This window comes from Pantoea dispersa, assembly GCF_035783935.1.
GTDB classification, from domain to species: Bacteria; Pseudomonadota; Gammaproteobacteria; order Enterobacterales; family Enterobacteriaceae; genus Pantoea; species Pantoea dispersa_C.
Genome location: NZ_JALKOV010000005.1, coordinates 248,853 through 266,454, shown reverse-complemented (window position 1 = coordinate 266,454; position 17,602 = coordinate 248,853). Strand labels below are relative to the sequence as shown.

19 protein-coding genes and 1 other RNA gene are annotated in these 17,602 nt (G+C 58.3%); 6 read left to right on the top strand and 14 right to left on the bottom strand.

Annotated features, from left to right (window positions below; genetic code table 11):
* Positions 1 to 6: 6 nt before the first annotated feature.
* Positions 7 to 402, bottom strand: a complete 396-nt coding sequence (locus MXF20_RS12530) for a YraN family protein (RefSeq protein ID WP_021509715.1) — start codon at positions 400 to 402, stop codon at positions 7 to 9.
* Positions 360 to 2,405 (bottom strand): penicillin-binding protein activator, encoded by a 2,046-nt coding sequence (locus MXF20_RS12525; RefSeq protein WP_325969646.1) that lies wholly within the window; start codon positions 2,403 to 2,405, stop codon positions 360 to 362. Before MXF20_RS12525 ends, MXF20_RS12530 begins: the two co-directional genes overlap by 43 nt.
* A 62-nt stretch (positions 2,406 to 2,467) precedes the next feature.
* On the opposite strand from MXF20_RS12525, the gene rsmI reads away from it, so the two are divergent.
* Together rsmI and rnpB are read left to right on the top strand one after the other, a co-directional pair.
* On the top strand, positions 2,468 to 3,331 hold the full coding sequence (rsmI, locus tag MXF20_RS12520) for a 16S rRNA (cytidine(1402)-2'-O)-methyltransferase (protein ID WP_325969645.1): 864 nt from the start codon (positions 2,468 to 2,470) through the stop codon (positions 3,329 to 3,331).
* A gap of 33 nt (positions 3,332 to 3,364) precedes the next feature.
* Positions 3,365 to 3,741: RNase P RNA component class A (rnpB, locus tag MXF20_RS12515), an RNA gene on the top strand.
* A 229-nt stretch (positions 3,742 to 3,970) separates the two neighbouring features.
* Here the strand turns inward: rnpB and MXF20_RS12510 are convergent.
* Positions 3,971 to 5,125 carry an IS481 family transposase gene (locus MXF20_RS12510; protein WP_325969644.1) on the bottom strand — a complete coding sequence of 385 codons (1,155 nt, stop codon included), beginning with the start codon at positions 5,123 to 5,125 and terminating at the stop codon, positions 3,971 to 3,973.
* Between the two features lie 465 nt (positions 5,126 to 5,590).
* Between MXF20_RS12510 and mdtJ the strand changes: the two genes are divergently transcribed.
* Positions 5,591 to 5,941, top strand: a complete 351-nt coding sequence (gene mdtJ / locus MXF20_RS12505) for a multidrug/spermidine efflux SMR transporter subunit MdtJ (RefSeq protein ID WP_418936853.1) — start codon at positions 5,591 to 5,593, stop codon at positions 5,939 to 5,941.
* Positions 5,928 to 6,257 (top strand): multidrug/spermidine efflux SMR transporter subunit MdtI, encoded by a 330-nt coding sequence (gene mdtI, locus MXF20_RS12500; RefSeq protein ID WP_325969643.1) that lies wholly within the window; start codon positions 5,928 to 5,930, stop codon positions 6,255 to 6,257. The genes mdtJ and mdtI overlap by 14 nt, the downstream gene beginning before the upstream one ends.
* Positions 6,258 to 6,325: 68 nt before the next feature.
* On the opposite strand, the gene MXF20_RS12495 is transcribed toward mdtI, so the two are convergent.
* The 9 genes from MXF20_RS12495 to exuR all read right to left on the bottom strand — a co-directional run bounded on the left by MXF20_RS12495 (position 6,326) and on the right by exuR (position 11,701).
* Positions 6,326 to 7,300 (bottom strand): glutathione S-transferase family protein, encoded by a 975-nt coding sequence (locus MXF20_RS12495; RefSeq protein WP_021509710.1) that lies wholly within the window; start codon positions 7,298 to 7,300, stop codon positions 6,326 to 6,328.
* Positions 7,301 to 7,381: 81 nt separating this feature from the next.
* The gene (locus MXF20_RS12490) at positions 7,382 to 7,792 is read right to left on the bottom strand and encodes a DoxX family protein (protein WP_010618799.1); all 411 of its coding nucleotides are present in this window, start codon (positions 7,790 to 7,792) and stop codon (positions 7,382 to 7,384) included.
* 206 nt (positions 7,793 to 7,998) lie between these two features.
* Positions 7,999 to 8,283, bottom strand: coding sequence for a YqjK-like family protein (locus MXF20_RS12485; protein WP_325969642.1), 285 nt, complete (start codon positions 8,281 to 8,283; stop codon positions 7,999 to 8,001).
* Complete coding sequence (locus tag MXF20_RS12480) at positions 8,280 to 8,675, bottom strand: phage holin family protein (protein ID WP_021312955.1); 396 nt, start codon at positions 8,673 to 8,675, stop codon at positions 8,280 to 8,282. Before MXF20_RS12480 ends, MXF20_RS12485 begins: the two co-directional genes overlap by 4 nt.
* Position 8,676: 1 nt before the next feature.
* Positions 8,677 to 8,982, bottom strand: a complete 306-nt coding sequence (locus tag MXF20_RS12475) for a DUF883 family protein (RefSeq protein WP_021509708.1) — start codon at positions 8,980 to 8,982, stop codon at positions 8,677 to 8,679.
* A 34-nt stretch (positions 8,983 to 9,016) separates the two neighbouring features.
* Positions 9,017 to 9,391 carry a DUF1090 domain-containing protein gene (locus MXF20_RS12470; RefSeq protein WP_325969641.1) on the bottom strand — a complete coding sequence of 125 codons (375 nt, stop codon included), beginning with the start codon at positions 9,389 to 9,391 and terminating at the stop codon, positions 9,017 to 9,019.
* Positions 9,392 to 9,563: 172 nt separating this feature from the next.
* Entirely contained in the window at positions 9,564 to 9,932 is a 369-nt protein-coding gene (gene mzrA / locus MXF20_RS12465) for an EnvZ/OmpR regulon moderator MzrA (RefSeq protein ID WP_325969640.1), read from the bottom strand.
* Positions 9,932 to 10,606: a DedA family protein gene (locus MXF20_RS12460; protein ID WP_021509705.1), complete on the bottom strand. Its 675-nt coding sequence runs from the start codon at positions 10,604 to 10,606 to the stop codon at positions 9,932 to 9,934. Before MXF20_RS12460 ends, mzrA begins: the two co-directional genes overlap by 1 nt.
* Positions 10,607 to 10,948: 342 nt before the next feature.
* Positions 10,949 to 11,701 (bottom strand): transcriptional regulator ExuR, encoded by a 753-nt coding sequence (exuR, locus tag MXF20_RS12455; protein ID WP_325969639.1) that lies wholly within the window; start codon positions 11,699 to 11,701, stop codon positions 10,949 to 10,951.
* 296 nt (positions 11,702 to 11,997) lie between these two features.
* Here exuR and MXF20_RS12450 point away from each other — a divergent pair, with 296 nt between their 5' ends.
* Both MXF20_RS12450 and MXF20_RS12445 read left to right on the top strand, forming a co-directional pair.
* The gene (locus MXF20_RS12450; RefSeq protein WP_325969638.1) at positions 11,998 to 13,446 is read left to right on the top strand and encodes a tagaturonate reductase; all 1,449 of its coding nucleotides are present in this window, start codon (positions 11,998 to 12,000) and stop codon (positions 13,444 to 13,446) included.
* A 4-nt stretch (positions 13,447 to 13,450) separates the two neighbouring features.
* Complete coding sequence (locus tag MXF20_RS12445) at positions 13,451 to 14,941, top strand: altronate dehydratase family protein (RefSeq protein ID WP_325969637.1); 1,491 nt, start codon at positions 13,451 to 13,453, stop codon at positions 14,939 to 14,941.
* Between the two features lie 46 nt (positions 14,942 to 14,987).
* Here the strand turns inward: MXF20_RS12445 and sstT are convergent, their stop codons facing one another.
* Positions 14,988 to 16,223: a serine/threonine transporter SstT gene (gene sstT / locus MXF20_RS12440; RefSeq protein ID WP_325969636.1), complete on the bottom strand. Its 1,236-nt coding sequence runs from the start codon at positions 16,221 to 16,223 to the stop codon at positions 14,988 to 14,990.
* Between the two features lie 228 nt (positions 16,224 to 16,451).
* Positions 16,452 to 17,423: a TerC family protein gene (locus tag MXF20_RS12435; RefSeq protein WP_325969635.1), complete on the bottom strand. Its 972-nt coding sequence runs from the start codon at positions 17,421 to 17,423 to the stop codon at positions 16,452 to 16,454.
* Between the last annotated feature and the right edge of the window lie 179 nt (positions 17,424 to 17,602).

Here is a 17,602-nt window from a genome sequence, read left to right as displayed (position 1 = left end):
CTGGTTCTATCCATCCGCACGAAAGGCATCGGCCAGCCATACCAGCTCGCGGCCGGTGATGGCGATGATGTCAAAACGGCAATTCACCGTATCAAAACTGCCGCCGCGAGCCAGCAACCACAGCGCGGCGGTACGCAGCAGCTTTTGTTGTTTCTGACGCGTGACGCTGGCGGCCGCGCCGCCAAAGCGTGCATCGCGACGGTAGCGCACTTCGACAAACACCCAGCAATCCGCGTCGCGCATAATCAGGTCGATTTCCCCGCTGCGGCAACGCACATTGCTGGCTTCCCACTGCAGTCCGGCGCGTTCAAGATAACGACGCGCCTGCTGCTCCTGCTCAGCGCCGAGGCGCTGGCGGTTTACTGCACCGGAACGATTTGTCCCTGACGATACTGGTTCCATGCCAACTTCCTGTTGATCACGCAATCCGTGTCGGCGCTCAGCTTGCCGGTGTTGCCATCAATGGCAAAGCCCGGTACCTGGCGCATCTGGTTGAACTGGTTCGCCAGCGTCCAGGCATCAATGCCCATGGCATAAAGGCGGACCAGCGAATAGTCGTTGTTAAAGCTACGCGCCGCCTGCTGCATCAGGCCTGGATTGGCACCGGACAGCAGCGGAATATCGCTGAACTGCAGGCCATCCATCTCCAGACGGAAGTCCGGACCGGCACCGGCCTGCGCGCTGCGCGAGCTGGCATACAGGGCGATGTTATTGCGGCTGCTGGTGCGCATGGCAATCATCGGCTTGATCAGCTGCAGTTCGTCCTGAGTGGCAATAATGTAAACTGCATCAACGCTGCCGCTGCTGCTGGCGCTCTCAGGTGCAGGAGCGCTGGTCTGCGGTGCCGGAATGGTCAGACCGGCGACCGCGACGCCCTGCGGCTGATCCGCCTGTACCGTCAGCGGCGTACCGCTCAGCGCAATACCGGCACCGCTGTTGATGCCCTGTTTCAGCTCGCCCACGCCGCCAAAACGCTGCTGCAGCACGGTTGCGCCGCCCAGTTTTTGCCACTCCTGTGCAAACGCTTTGCCTACGCGGTCGCCATAACTGCTGCGCGGCATCAGCAGCAGCGGCTGGCGTTTGCCCTGATCCCAGATATGGTGCGCGGCATCGCGCGCTTCGTCTTCAGGAGAAAGCGCAAAATAGCAAATATTCGGATGGTTCTGGATCTGCTCTGGCTCGTTGAGCGCCAGCACGTTCAGCGGTGTCTGGCTATTGGCGACCTGTTCAACGTTATTTTTCAGCAGCGGACCGACCACCAGAGTGGCGCCATCCTGATGTGCCTGTTGCATCACCTGAGCAATCGGCTGGCTGCTGGTGTCATACACTTTCACCTGGGCGCTGCTGGCGGGCTGGGCCACCGCAGGCTGCGCGGCTGGCTGCTGCGGCTGTGCGCTGGCGGCCGGCGTGATGGCCGCAGCTGCCGGACTGACTACCGCATTAGCATCGCCACTGGCCGGCGTCGTCGTGCTGGCGGGCTGCTGCGCGGACGCGCTGGCATCGCTGCTGGCTGGCGCGGCAGGCGCTGCTGGCGCGTTTAGCACGCCGTTTTTCGCATCGTTAAAGCCTTTCTGGATAGCATTGGCGAACACCTGCGCCTGGCCATTAAGCGGCAGCAGCAGCGCAATGGTGCTGGTCGAGGCTTTGGTGAAGTTCTGCACCTGGCTGAGCTGGGTCGGCAGGGTTTTCGCGCCGGGGTTCTGCGGATAGCGCGTCTGCCAGTCGCTGATGGCGGCTTTCAGCATCTGTGCATCCTGGCTGTTGGCGTGCCAGGTGTTCAGCAGGTCGAGCCAGCCCTGCAGGGTATTCTCGTCGGCGTTGATTACCACGCTGTTGAGCTGATCCTGGGTTAGCTGGGTCAGTGCCTGCCAGGTGGCGTCAATATTGCTCTGGTGATCGGCCCCTTTCAGCAGCGGTTCCTGAGCAATATAGGCGCGCAGCAGCGCGAGCGACGGACGATTCTGCGCAGCGGCAATCTGCAGTGCGTAGTAGCGCACCTGCTGATCCTGCGACAGGTCCGCGGCTTTTATCTGGCCCAGCAGCTGCTGAGCACCGTTGAAATCCTGCTGGGCGATCTGCATCTGCGCGCGCAGCAGCAGCAGTTCCTGCTGTTGCACGTCAGAGAGCTGCTGCGGCAGCTGACCGAGCTGATTTTGCGCCTGCGGATACTTTCCTTCCTTCAGCAGGGCACGGATGGCAAGTAATTGCCAGTCGGTCTTGCTATCATCGCTGCTTTGCTGCACCTGCTGCAGATAATAGTCAGAGCGGCCCGTGGCAGGACCCTGAACGTTAACGCTGGAGGTTTGCTGCGGTCCCTGACCGCTACAGGCGGCCAGAATCAGACCCGCGAGCAAAACAGGGACCAGGCGTCCTGCTTTATGACGTACGACTTTCGAAGGAAGCATACTGTATCCAGTGATGTTTTTTTCAAGATGCTCAATATTAAATCGGCAATTCGGATGAAACAATGAAACAACTCGATCGGGCAGAGATTTCTGCCAGCACGCTCTATATCGTTCCTACCCCGATCGGTAACCTGGGTGATATCACGCAGCGTGCGCTGACGGTGCTTGCGAGCGTCGATCTGGTCGCTGCGGAAGATACACGTCATACCGGACTGTTGCTACAACATTTCGCCATCAATGCGCGACTGTTCGCACTTCACGACCACAACGAACAACAGAAAGCTGAGGTGCTGTTAGCGAAGCTGCAGGAGGGCCAGAGCATTGCGCTGGTTTCCGATGCAGGCACGCCGTTAATCAACGATCCGGGCTACCATCTGGTGCGTCGCTGCCGCGAGGCCGGGGTGCGCGTGGTGCCGTTGCCCGGCGCCTGCGCGGCGATCACAGCATTAAGCGCGGCGGGATTGCCGTCCGATCGTTTCTGTTACGAAGGGTTTCTGCCGGCCAAAAGCAAAGGGCGCTGCGATGCGCTGCGTGCGCTGAGCGAGGAGCCGCGCACGCTGATTTTCTACGAATCCACCCATCGCGTACTGGATACGCTGCAGGATATGGTCAGCGTATGGGGCGCGGCGCGCTACGTGGTGCTGGCGCGTGAGCTGACCAAAACCTGGGAGTCGCTGCACGGTGCGCCGGTTGGCGAGCTGCTGGCGTGGGTACAGGCGGATGATAACCGCCGCAAGGGCGAGATGGTGCTGATTGTCGAAGGCCATAAAGCGGATGAAGAGATGCTGCCGGCGGAAGCGCTGCGCACGCTGGCGCTGCTGCAGGCCGAGCTGCCGCTGAAAAAGGCGGCGGCGCTGACGGCGGAAATTCATGGGGTTAAGAAAAACGCCCTGTACAAGTACGCGCTGGAGCAGCAAGAGGCGTGACAAATGCCGGCGGATCGCCTATTATCCCGCGCCGAAGCTGACCAGACAGTCGCCGCTTTGTCGTCGTCCCTTTTGGGGGAGACGGGCAGAGGGGAGGAAAGTCCGGGCTCCATAGGGCAGGGTGCCAGGTAACGCCTGGGGGGCGCAAGCCTACGACCAGTGCAACAGAGAGCAAACCGCCGATGGCCCAGTAATGGGATCAGGTAAGGGTGAAAGGGTGCGGTAAGAGCGCACCGCGCGGCTGGCAACAGTCCGTGGCACGGTAAACTCCACCCGGAGCAAGGCCAAATAGGGGTTCACATGGTACGGCCCGTACTGAACCCGGGTAGGCTGCTTGAGCCAGTGAGCGATTGCTGGCCTAGATGAATGACTGTCCACGACAGAACCCGGCTTATCGGTCAGTTTCGACTTTTTTAATGAACGCCCGCAGATGAGAATCTGCGGGCGTTTTGTTTTTGGGGAAGGTGCGTGCTGTCCCTCATCCTAACCTTCTCCCGCAGGCGGGAGAAGGGACCGATTGTGCGTGTTTAAAGTTGAGCTTTCGTCCTGCAACACCACACCTAACTATTCCCTCTCCCTGTGGGAGTGTACGGTCCGGGGACATGGCAGACAGGTGTTCGGGGACATAGTGAACACTTTTTAACATCCTTTACCCATGGTGATCGACTTTTTCTTCAGGTCGATCACCCCCACTTTCGTGCTGTACCACCACACCTCGTAATACCCGTCTTCCCCCGTCTCCTTCAGCCCGACACGCTCTCCCCTGAACGCCTTGCCCGCCTTCAGGCTGAGACCCTTCACGCTCAGCTTCCCGCTGATATCCACCTTCCTGACCATCACGCCCTCATCGTATTCCGGTGGCGCTACGCGCACGCTGTACTGCCGCGATGAGGGCTGATAGCGCGACGCCGGCACCGCCATATCCAGCGCCTCATGCGGGCGCTCGAGGTTGTAGACCGTCCGCCAGTGGTCGAAGGCGCGCTGCAGCTCACCGCTGTCCGCGAACCACTTCCCCTGCAGCACTTCCGCCTTCAGGCTGCGGTGAAAGCGCTCCAGCTTGCCCTGCGTCTGCGGATGATACGGCCGCGAGTGCCCTACCCGGATGCCGTGGCGCATCAGCCACAGCTCCACTGCCGTCCAGGTGCCGGTGGTGTCGCCCCACGGCGAGCCGTTGTCCATCGTCATCCGGTCCGGCAGGCCGTAGCGCTCAAAGACGCTGACCAGCTGCTCCTGTACCGTCTCACGCCGTTCGTCAGCGCAGTGCACCAGGCACAGCGAGAACCGGGAGTGGTCGTCCAGCAGGGTGAGCGGGTGGCAGCGGCCGCCGCCAAAGGGAAAGTGGCCCTTAAAATCCATCTGCCAGAGCCGGTTCGGGGCCGCATGCTCAAACCGGCCGGTGGCCGGGACGCCCGGCGCTGCGCCCGGCAGCAGGCCGTGGCGGGCCATCAGGTTGTGGACGCTGCTGAAGGCCGGCATGCCGTGCCCGCGGTCTTCGAGCCAGCGCTTAATCTTGCGGGCCCCCCAGTGCTGATGAAGCTCGTGCGCCAAACGCAGCAGGTCAGTGATGTCGTCAGATGAGCGGCTGGGTGAGTGACGGGGCGCGCGGGAGCGGTCCTGAAGGCCGGACGGTCCTTCCTCCTCCCAGCGGCGAAGCCACTTGTAGGCGGTGGCGGGAGATATGCCGTAGCGGCGGCACAGCTCGCGGATGTTCGCCCCGTCTTGCGAGGCGAACAGAACAAACTCAGTACGTAATGACATGGTATCTCTCGCATCCCAGGGCATAAGCGACTCCATAAACGGGTTCTTATGCCTTAGTTGTAAGTGTCTACCATGTCCCCGAACAAGTGTTCACGATGTCTCCGGACTGTACAGGGAGAGGGTTAGGGTGAGGGCAGAAAACCGCAAGAAGCCATAGAAAACCGCACAAAACCCCAATTTCCCTGCGTAAAGAAACGAAAATGCGCAAAAACATTCTTTTCTCTGTGCCAGAATAGGCGCGTGTTCAACTACTGAGGACAATTTTTCATCCACACCGGGAAAAGCAACAACGTGGATAAGTTGTAAAATTATGGATAACCATTTCGTTACACATTTCACTTTAACCTCTTCACATTACTCCATTTTCTCCTACTCCCTCAGCGATCGACACTGGCGCTTCGCGCTGTAGTTTCTTTCTCTCCTTTTCACAATTTCATTCTTTTCAGCTATCACGCTGATGTTTTCGCGTGGATGGCGTTTATTTCTCACAGGAGAGAAATCATGCTGTACTGGATTTTACTCGCGTTAGCGATTGCTGCCGAAATTACGGGCACCGTGTCAATGAAGTGGGCCAGCGTCAACGGCGGCAGTGCCGGCTACATTTTTATGCTGTTGATGATCGCCCTGTCCTACATTTTCCTCACCTTTGCCGTGAAACGTATCGCCCTCGGCGTGGCTTACGCGATGTGGGAAGGCGTCGGTATTCTGTTTATCACCCTGTTCAGCGTGATGCTGTTTGACGAGGCGCTGACAGTGATGAAGGCGGCGGGATTGATCACCCTGATCGCGGGCATTGCGCTGATCAAAGCGGGAACTTTCAGCCGCAGGGAGCTGCGTCATGACCACGCTTAATGTTGTGCATCTGGCCTGGCTGGCACTGGCTATCGTGCTGGAAATTGTGGCGAACATCGCGCTGAAATATGCGAATGGCTTCCGTCGTCCGCTGTATGGCGTGCTGTCCCTCGCGGCGGTGCTGGCAGCGTTTAGTGCGCTGTCGCAGGCGGTGAAAGGCATCGATCTTTCGGTGGCCTACGCGTTGTGGGGCGGATTTGGTCTGGTGGCGACCGTGGCGGCAGGCTGGATCCTGTTCGGGCAACGCCTGAACAGCCGCGGCTGGCTGGGCGTGGCGCTGCTGCTGGCCGGCATGGTGCTGATTAAGTTTGCCTGAGGCTCGATAATGCAACCTGCCTTCCTTTCCCGGTAGCGGGCGAGGAAGGCAGGGGAATGCGCCAGCGGTTACCCGCGGCCGTGCGGCTCATCCCAGTCAAAAGCCGGTCCCAGCGAAATGACGCCGTTTGGATTGATGGTCTTATGGCTGCAGTAATAGTGATGGCGGATGTGCGGCAGGTTCACCGTATCGGCAATGCCCGGCATCTGATAAATATCGCGCAGGAAGCCGTTCAGGTTACGGTAATCGCTGATGCGATGACGATCGCACTTAAAGTGGGTCACGTAGACCGGGTCAAAGCGCACCAGCGTGGTCCACAGGCGCAGGTCGGCTTCGGTGAGGCGGTCGCCGGTCAGATAGCGATGCTGACCGAGAATTTGCTCCAGCCGTGCCAGCGAATGGAACAGCGCGGTAACGGCTTCATCATAGGCCGACTGCGACGTGGCGAATCCGCTTTTGTACACGCCGTTATTGACCGTGTCATAAATCCAGCCGTTGAGTTCGTCGATCTTGTCACGCAGCTCGGGCGGATAGTAATCGCCGGCGCGCGCGCCCTGCGCGTCGAAGGCGCTGTTGAACATACGGATGATATCGGCGGATTCATTGCTGACAATCGTGTGCTGTTTTTTATCCCACAGCACCGGCACGGTCACGCGCCCGCTGTACTGCGGATCGGCATGCAGATAAAGCTGATAAAGGAATTCGTTTTGATACAGCGAATCGCCGGTGGCGGCGGGGAAATCGTCGTCGAAGGTCCAGCCATTTTCCAGCATCAGCGGATGCACTACCGACACCGAAATCATCTCTTCTAACCCTTTCAGCTGACGCATCAGCAGGGTGCGGTGCGCCCACGGGCAGGCCAGTGAAACGTAGAGGTGATAGCGGTCGCGCTCGGCGGCAAAGCCGGCTTTGCCGGTTGGCCCGGCGCTGCCATCCGCGGTGATCCAGTTACGCCAGACTGCTTCTGTGCGTTTGAAGCGGCCACCGGTTGACTTCGTATCGTACCAGGTATCATGCCAGACACCGTCAATCAGTTGTCCCATAAGCCCTCCATAAAAAAAACGGGGCGAGGAAAATCCCCGCCCCTGCTATTCAGTATATGTGCTGTTGCACGGCTCGTGTGCTTAGCGTGCGGTGGCTGGCATAAAGCGCTGACGAATCAGACGGTCAATGCTGTACGCGCCCGGACCGACCAGACCCAGCACCAGGAAACCACCGGCGATGGACAGGTTTTTCATGAACATCAGCTGGTTAACGCCTTCAGCAAAGTTGCTGTGGAACAGGAATGCGGTCAGCAGCGTAAAGCCGGCAGTGAACAGCGCGGTGAAGCGAGTCAGGAAACCGAACAGAATCGCCAGGCCGCCGCCCAGTTCCAGCAGAATCACCAGCGGCAGCAGGAAGCCAGGAACGCCCATCGCCTGCATGTACTGTGCGGTGCCGGCATACGCGGTGATTTTGCCCCAGCCGGCAGTAATGAACAGGATGGTCATTAACACGCGTGCCAGCAGCAGGCCTGAGTCTTCGAATTTTTTCATCATCTACTCCAACAAGGTTTTTGGTGCAGGTTGTTGGCCTGCCAGGTTTATTTCCCGTTGAACCGCGCTATACAGTTCGCCGGGCTGATGGAGGGAGATGATAGTCGCGCAGTGGAATAGTTGTAAGCGAGATAAACTGTCGATGTTATTCAGGAATTCTGAAGGAGGAAAACCGAACCTTTTCGATCCGGTTAATTATGAGGAACTTAGCGAGGCGGCATGGCCGATTTAATCATGCGCCAGGTGCTCCACAGGCCGAATCCGCGCTTGGCCCAGCGCATGATGCGGTTCGGGCTGCGAATCGACCAGATGGCGAGCGCGCTGCTGCCAATCGCCAGATAACGACGCATGCTGAGAAACGTCAGCCAGCCGCGATCGTACTGCGCAGTGCTCTCCAGCCAGTCGCGGCGAGCAGCGCTGAGATCCAGCCGCTGCTGCTGTACCTGATTAAGCAATTCATGAATGCGTGCTTCACGTTCACGCTGACTCATGAGCGATGCTCCTCCAGTAAGGTGCGATCGGTGTCCAGCTCTTTACGCGTGTGGCGCAGCAGCGTGGACTGCCGGGATTTCCGCAACGTCCATAAACCAAAAATCAGCGCCAGCGCGAACAGTACGCCGGTGGTGATGGCAATTGCCATCAGCCGGTATTGCGCATCCACCGCCCAGATGATCAGCACCATCAGGCTCATCAGTCCGAAAGCGGTAAATAGCATGGTCAGGCCTATCATGATCAGCATCTGAATCAGATTGGCCTTTTCCTCTTCCAGCTCGGCAACGGCCAGCCGCACGCGTGTCTCGACCATGCCAACCAGCGTTGTTACCACGCGCTGACCTACATTGAAGACCCCTTTGCCTGGGCCGTGGCTCTGATTCTCGCTCATATTAACGACGTGAAATCAGGATGCCGATCAGCACGCCAACTGCCGCGCCGATACCCACGCCGTGCCACGGATTTTCACGCACGTAGACGTCTGCTTTTTCCGCCGCTTCACGCGTGGTCTGCGCGATGCGTTCGCCGGACTCGCCCAGCCGCTCGCGTGAACTCTCGATGGCGCCGCGCGCTTTGTGACGCAGTTTATCCAGCTCGCTTTTCGACTTGTCCGCCGAGCTGCTCAGCACTTCTTCCAGGGTGTCGGCAAGATTTTTCAGTTCCGCACGCAGATGTTCAGATGTGGTGTCTTTAGCCATGGTGTTCTCCATTACATCATTTATTTAAGTCCGATTAATAAGGCTCGGCCTGCAGCTTTTTCAGCTCGTGTCGTGCCTCTTCCAGCTTCCGTTCGCGCTTGCCGATCTTCTCCTGGTCTTTGCCTTCCTGGCGCTCTTCCTGCAGTTCGCGCTCGCGCTCGGCCACTTTATGCTGCTGAGCTTCGATGCGTTCAGCATGCGCGGATTTCAGTTTCTCGTCGGTGCAGTTGGCGCGCACTTCGGTCAGCGCACGCTCCAGCCCGGTTACGCGGCGCTGGTTATCGTGCTGCTTCGCCATCTCGATTTCGCGCTGAATATCCTGCTCTTTTTGCTGACACAGTGACTCTGCCGCCAGCAGCGAACCCGAAAGAGAGAAAAGAATAGCACCCAGCAGGAGTTGTTGTTTCATCAGGTTTTACCTTCCATTGTTGATGACCTGTCGCAAACCGGACAGGAGGGGCATCCCAGCTTGTCGTCTGCTCGCGCTCACTTAAGAATAGACAGCAGACGAAAAAATTCAAAAAACACGCGGGGATAGCGAGGATTAAGTCACCGTCTGGCGATGAACCAGACGGCGGGGATTAGCTATAGGTGGGACGACTGGCATCCACGACCTGCTGTGACGCCTGCGGACCGGCAGCCACGACAAAGCCCTGTGGCAACAGGCGGCGCAGCACTTTCTGCGCCGCCAGGCTCTGCTCTTCATTCTCAAAATGAATCACCAGCGCATCGCCGGAAGGGGTAATGCTTTTAATTCGCACGCCCTGCGCCGAGAGCTGCTGGTAGAGATAAAAGCCGTCCGGCAGATTGGTGCCGCTGTGCGCCACGCGGATCTGGACCACCGTTTCATGCTGCATCAGTTTTGGCACAATGCCGATAGCCAGCAGCGCCAGTACGCCAGCACACAGCCAGGGGAGTAAACGCCTGGGGAAATAACGGAAAACGGTCATTACTGTGACTTCCCGTTCTGACCTGCCTGACGTTTACGCCACAGCACCACCAGTGAACCCACCAGACCAATGACCAGCAGCACCAGCGGTAGCAGCATCAGGCAGAACATCAGCTCATCTTCATAGCGGCGGAAAATGGGCGTTTTACCCAGCGCAAAGCCGAGCACGGTGAGGATCAGCACCCACAGGAAGCCGCTCATCCAGTTAAAGAACTGGAAGCGCGCATTGCTCAGGCCGGAAAGGCCGGCAATGGTCGGCAGCAGGGTACGAACAAACGCGATAAAGCGGCCAATCAGCAGCGCAGACAAACCGTGGCGGTGGAACAGACTGTGGGCGCGCTGATGATATTGCGCAGGCAGGTGAGACAGCCATTTTTGTACTGTCGGCGTATTGCCAAGCCAGCGCCCCTGAATGTAACTGACCCAGCAGCCAAGGCTGGCGCCGGTGGTCAGTACCAGCAGGGTAAGCGGGAAACTCATGGTGCCTTTGGCGATCAGCACGCCGACCAGAATCAGCAGACTATCACCCGGCAGAAACGCGGCGGGCAGCAGGCCATTCTCCAGAAACAGAATCATGAACAACACGCCATAAATCGCCCACACCAGCGTGGGGTCGGAGAGCATTTCGTAATCCTGCTGCCACAGGGCATGCAGCAATGCTTGCAAAATATCCATCAATCATTCCTGAACATCATTGTTAAACGTGCCCGTGAGGGGCTTAGGCGCAGGCGGGTTAGGTTATACATTTTAGGTATGCCACCTGAGCAGGATTTCCGGATCCATCCAGAATTGATTGTTAAATCAGCGACTTTTTATTGCCCTGTCGCAAAGGGTAAGAAAAGGGCGATAACTGTAACAAAAATCGCGGGATTCAGACAGTGTAAAGTCGCGTTCGCACAGGAGTTTTACCTTTAGACGCAGATGGTCAAAAGGAGCTTTACACGAGCTGACACTATTGCAGATTAACTGACTTTTTAGCCTGGAAATGCAGCGTCCTGCAGCGGCGCTGCAACGGCTTCAGGGCAGGATCACCGGATTTTCCGCGAACATGTAGCGGTCGACGTTAAATTCAAAATCATCGGCGGTGGCGTCGAACAGCATCTGTTTAGTATTTTCCAGATGCTGCCACATCGCCAGTTTGCTGGCAGCGGGATCTTTGCGCATCAGCGCTTTTAAAATCTGGTCGTGGTCGTCGCACCAGCTGGTGATGTGGCGCGCATCAATGTGCTCATGCAACTTGAGCCAGTAAGGATTATGCAATCGATGTCGCCACATTTTCTCTACGATGGCCGCCAGCGCGCTGTTCTGGGTGGCCTGGGCGATACGCACGTGAAACTCCATGTCCCACGTTGAGTCGCGCGCGTGATCTTCCTGCCGGGCTTTTTCCTGAATCGCCAGCAGGGCCACAATGTCCTGCGGACGGATCTGCGTAGCGGCAAATTCGGCCACGTTGCTCTCAATCAGCTGGCGCGCCTGCAACAGCTCAAATGGGCCATAGCTGGCAAACTCCAGCGAGTCGGCGGCGCTATCACGCGGTTGTGGCTGACCGCTGATCACATGAATGCCCGACCCTTTGCGCACCTCCACATAGCCTTCCACTTCCAGCATGATAATTGCTTCCCGCACCACGGTGCGGCTTACCTGGCGCTCCTCCGCGATCAGCCGCTCCGCCGGTAACTTCGTCCCCACGGCATACGCCCCAGCTTCAATGCGCTGTTTGAGTTCGCTGGCGAGTTGCTGATAGAGGCGACGGGATTCGTTCAGGTCCATGGTTTCTACATTTCAATGAAAAGCGGTGAGTTGTTATACCACTTTGTACAGGACGTCGCAAAGCGCTCAGGTTGTTATACCATTTTACAAGTTAAGAACCTTATAGCTGAACGTGAAGGGCGAAAGGTAATGAGTTAATCTATTGTACTTATTGGTTTTATAAATGGGCGAGATTTTTAGTGCGGCCGACGATTAAGCGAGAATGTGACGGAGTTGGCAAACAAATCTCCCTGTCGTTGAAATTGGTATGATAACTTTTGCGCATTAGCTGACTGATTTATTGCAGAGGAAGCGACATGTTGCGACTTAACCGCCACGATTTTCCCGGTGCACGCTATAGCGAGCGGGTGATCCAGTTTGGCGAAGGAAATTTTCTACGCGCCTTTATTGACTGGCAGCTCGACTGGCTCAATGAACATCAGGGCACCGATGCCGGCGTGGTGGTGGTGCGACCGCGCAATCGTGCGCAAACGGAGACGCTCAATCAGCAGGATGGCCTGTACACCACGCTGCTGCGCGGCCTTAATGAAGCGGGGCAACCGCTCAGTGAGACTCGGCTGATCCGCAGCCTTAATCGTGAAATCCAGCCTTATCAGCAGTTCGATGAATTCCTGGCTCTGGCACGCGCGCCGCAGATGCGTTTTGTGTTCTCCAACACCACCGAGGCCGGCATCGCGTATGCCGAACAGGATCGGCTGGAGGATCAGCCCGCGTCGTCATTTCCCGGCAAACTGACGCAGCTGCTGTGGGCGCGTTATCAGCACTTTGCCGGCGCCGCCGATAAAGGCTGGCTGATTGTGCCCTGTGAGCTGATCGACCATAACGGCGACACGCTGCGCGCGCTGGTGCTGCGTTACAGCCAGCAGTGGCAGCTGCCCGCGGCCTTTACGCAGTGGGTCACGCAGCACTGCGCCTTTTACAACACGCTGGTGGATCGCATTGTCAGCGGCTATCCGCCGGATGGCGCACAGATTGCAGCGCAACTGGGCTATGACGACCGCTATCTGGTGGCCGGGGAGCGCTATTACCAGCTGGTGCTTGAGGGACCGGATGCGCTGATGCACGAGCTGCAGCTGACGGCGCTGGCACCAGCCGTCAGGCGGGTAGATGACATCACGCCGTACAAAGCGCAAAAGGTGGCGATCCTCAACGGGGCGCACACTGCGCTGGTTCCGGTGGCGTTTCAGGCCGGGCTGGAGAGCGTAGGTGAGGCCATGAACGATGCGCAGCTGGCAGCGTTCGTCGATGCGCTGCTGCGCGAAGAGGTGATTCCGACGCTGGATTTGCCGCGTGATGAGCTGCACGCCTTTGCCGATGCGGTGCAGCGCCGCTTTCGCAATCCGTTTGTTCATCATGCGCTGCTGGCGATTGCGCTCAACGGCATGACCAAATTCCGCACGCGCCTGCTGCCGGCGCTGTTGCAGGCGCAGCAGCAGCGTGGCGACTGGCCACCGCGGCTCACCTTTGCCTTTGCCGCGCTGCTGGCATTTTATCGCGGCCAGCAGGATGACCGGCAGTGGCCGCTGCAGGATGACGCGCACTGGCTGCAGCGTTTTGCCCGGCTGTGGCCGGCGGTCCTCACCGATCAGCTCACTTCGCAGCAGCTGGTGAGCGACGTACTGAGCGACGCGCAGCACTGGGGCGAAGATTTAACCCAGCGGCCCGGCCTGGTCACGGCGGTCAGCCAGCAGCTGCATAACATTCTCGTCCACGGCATGCGGACGGCACTCACCCAACTGAGATAACGCGATGCAAGATGCGATCAAAATACATTCACGCGACAACGTCGCCGTGGCGCTGCAGGATTTAGCCGCCGGTACGCAGGTTACCGTGGCTGAGCAGCTTATTACGCTGCAGCAGGATATCGGGCGCGGCCACAAGTTTGCGCTGCAACCGCTCAACAGTGGCGAGCAGGTGATTAAGTATGGGCTGCCGATTGCCCATGCCACTCAACCGATCGCCGTCGGCGAGCTGATTCACTCCAGCAACGCGCGCACCAATCTGAGCGATGTTGATGAGTACGAATACCAGCCGGAACACATTGCGCTGCCGGCGCAGGCGGCGGATCGTGACGTGCAGATCTATCGTCGCGCCAGTGGTGAGGTCGGTATCCGTAACGAGCTGTGGATTTTGCCGACCGTCGGCTGCGTTAACGGTATCGCCCGGCAAATTGTGTCACGTTTTCTGCGGGAAAGTGACGACGCGGCCGACATCGACGGTGTGCACCTGTTCAGCCATCCTTTCGGCTGTTCACAGCTGGGTCAGGATCATGAAAACACCCGGACTATGCTGCAAAATATGGTGCGCCATCCTAACGCCGGCGCGGTGCTGGTGATTGGCCTCGGCTGCGAAAACAATCAGGTCGATGTGTTCCGCGATACGCTGGGCGGCTTCGACAGCGAGCGCGTGCAGTTTATGGAGTGCCAAAAACAGGATGATGAGGTGGACGCGGGCCTGCAGCGGCTGCACGCGCTGTACAACGTCATGCGCCACGATCGCCGCCAGCCAGGCAAGCTGAGCGAGCTGAAGTTTGGTCTCGAATGCGGTGGCTCGGACGGCTTTTCCGGCATCACCGCCAATCCGCTGCTCGGCTGTTTCTCTGACCAGATGATCGCTAACGGCGGCACCACGGTGCTGACCGAAGTGCCGGAAATGTTCGGTGCCGAGCGCATCCTGATGAGCCGCTGTCGCGATGCGGCGACGTTCAGCAAAACGGTGGCGATGATTAACGATTTCAAACGCTACTTCATCGATCACCAGCAGCCGATTTACGAAAACCCGTCGCCGGGCAACAAGGCGGGCGGCATCACCACGCTGGAGGAGAAGTCACTGGGCTGTACGCAAAAAGCCGGACAGAGTCAGGTGGTGGATGTGCTGAAGTATGGTGAGCGGCTGTGTACGCCAGGGCTGAATTTGCTGAGCGCGCCGGGCAATGATGCGGTCGCCACCAGCGCGCTGGCCGGGGCTGGCTGCCATATGGTGCTGTTTACCACCGGACGCGGCACGCCGTATGGCGGCTTTGTGCCGACGGTGAAAATCGCCACCAACACGCCGCTGGCGGAGAAGAAGCCGCACTGGATTGATTTCAATGCCGGACGGCTGCTGGAGGGCATCAGTATGGCGGCGCTGCTGGCGGAGTTTGTCGAAACCATTGTGGCCATCGCCAACGGCCAGCCGGCACGTAATGAAGCGAATGATTTCCGCGAGCTGGCGATCTTCAAAAGTGGCGTGACGCTTTAATGCGTCAGCGGTTAAAGCGCGGCACCGGAGCGTGCCGCGACGAGGATTAACCGGCAGTACGCGGCTGACGTTCGGCTTCTGCCTGACATACCGCGGCGGTGAACAGGATATCGGTCGAGGAGTTCAGCGCGGTTTCGGCGGAATCCTGCAGTACGCCGATGATGAAACCGACCGCAACCACCTGCATCGCCAGATCGTTAGGGATGCCAAACATGTTACAGGCGACCGGGATCAGCAGCAGCGAACCGCCCGCCACGCCGGACGCACCACAGGCACACAGCGAGGCGACAAGGCTCAGCAGAATGGCGGTGGGTACATCCACCGCAATGCCCAGCGTGTGCACGGCGGCCAGCGTCAGGACGGTGATGGTGATCGACGCGCCCGCCATACTGATGGTGGCACCGAGCGGAATCGACACCGAGTAGGTGTCTTCGTCCAGATTCAGGCGTTTCGCCAGCGCAATGTTGACAGGAATATTGGCGGCTGAGCTGCGGGTAAAGAACGCCGTCACGCCGCTTTCGCGCAGGCAGGTAAACACCAGCGGATAAGGATTGCGGCGGATTTTCTGAAACACCAGCATCGGGTTCACCACCAGCGCCATAATCAGCATGCAGCCAATCAGCAGCGTCAGCAGGTGAGCATACTGCCACAGCGCAGCGAAACCGGTTGAGGCCAGAATCGATGCCACCAGGCCAAAAATGCCCAGCGGCGCACAGCGAATCACACAGCGCACCACCCAGGTTGCGGCATTCGACGCATCGTTCAGAAAGGATTTGCTGCTCGGGCTGGCATGACGAAACGCCAGGCCGAGGCCAACCGCCCACACCAGAATGCCAATGTAGTTGGCGTTCATCAGCGCTTCAATCGGATTGGCGACCATGCTCATCAGCAGGCCGTGCAGCACTTCGGTGATGCCGGACGGCGGCGTGATCTCGGTCGTCCCGACATTCATCGATAACGTCTGCGGGAACAGATGGCTGAAGATCACCGCGACCACCGCCGCGAAGAAGGTACTGAGCAGGTACAGCATAATGATCGGACGAATTCGGGTTTTTTGCCCTTGCTGATGGTTGGCAATCGAGGAGATCACCAGCACCAGCACCAGCAGCGGTGCCACGGCTTTCAGCGCGCGCACGAACAGTTCGCCCAGCAGACCGACGGCTAACGCGGCATCGCGTGAAAGCCACGCCAGCGCCACGCCGGCAACCAGGCCAATCATGATTTGTTTTACCAGACTGCCTGAGAACAGGACGCCCAGCGGTCGAAGAAGATTATTTAGCATATTACGGTCTTTTTATTGCGGTATGAGTGTTGTGCGCGGTTGCTCCGCGCCAAACGGTTTGCCCGGCGGAGTATAAGGAAAAGTCCTGGCGAGAAAAGAGATAATTCTGTCGGTGCGCGCCAGATCGGTTTTTTGATCTGCTGATGATGGGAAGTGTGACAGAGATATGAAACGCGAAGGTTGGCGCTGGCGAAACAAAGCAGGGGCGATTAGCGCCCCTGCAGAAGATTATTGTGAGATGCCTTTCTGGTCGTTTCTGTGGTTTACCCAGGCATTGACCAGCAGTGTACCGCCAAGAATCACACCAACTACCGTCAGCGAGATCGCCACCGGAATGTGGTAGAACTCGACGATCAGCATCTTAATCCCGATAAACACCAGCACAATCGCCAGACCGTACTTCAGCATCGAGAAGCGCTCTGCCACGTTAGCCAGCAGGAAGTACATGGCGCGCAGGCCAAGGATGGCGAACAGGTTAGAGGTCAGCACGATGAACGGGTCGGTGGTGACGGCGAAGATAGCCGGAATGCTGTCGACAGCGAAAATCACATCGCTCAGCTCCACCATAATCAGCACCAGCAGCAGCGGTGTGGCAAACAGCACGCCGTTTTTGCGGGTGAAGAACTGTTCGCCGTGCAATTCATCGGTCATGCGCAGATGCTTACGCAGCCAGCGCACCACCGGCTTATCGCCGACGGCAGCGTCATCACCGTCTTTCGCGAAGGCCATTTTGATGCCGGTAAACAGCAGGAACGCACCGAAGATGTAGAGGATCCAGCTGAACTGCGTGACCAGCCAGCTGCCGGCAAAGATCATGATGGTACGCAGCACGATCGCACCCAGCACGCCGTAAATCAGCACGCGGCGCTGAAGATTAGACGGAATGGCAAAGTAGCTGAACAGCATCAGCCAGACGAAGACGTTATCGACCGCCAGCGCTTTTTCCAGCACGTAACCGGTGAGGAACGCCAGGGTTTGTGCCGTCGCGACTTCGCGCCCGGCGCTGCCGTCGAGATACCACCAGAAGGCGGCGGCAAACAGCAGAGAAACGGAGATCCACACCAGCGACCAGACGGCGGCCTGTTTGAATGACATGGTTTGTGCGCCGCGTCGTCCCTGTAAGAAGAGATCGATCGCCAGCATGATGAGCACGACGACAGCGAAGCTGCCCCAGAGTAATGGTGTGCCTACAGATTGCATAGTCGTATCCTGTCCTGAAAATGAAAAAACGGCTGAGTCAGAAGACGTCAGCCGCTTTATAGAGCTGCAAGCAAACCTCGCCTTCCGGCAAGGTCTCACTTACAACACAGAATCAATTCCGGGTTGCCTGACGACCGGGTGCGCTACGCACCGTAATGACGATCGGTCAGCTTACAAGT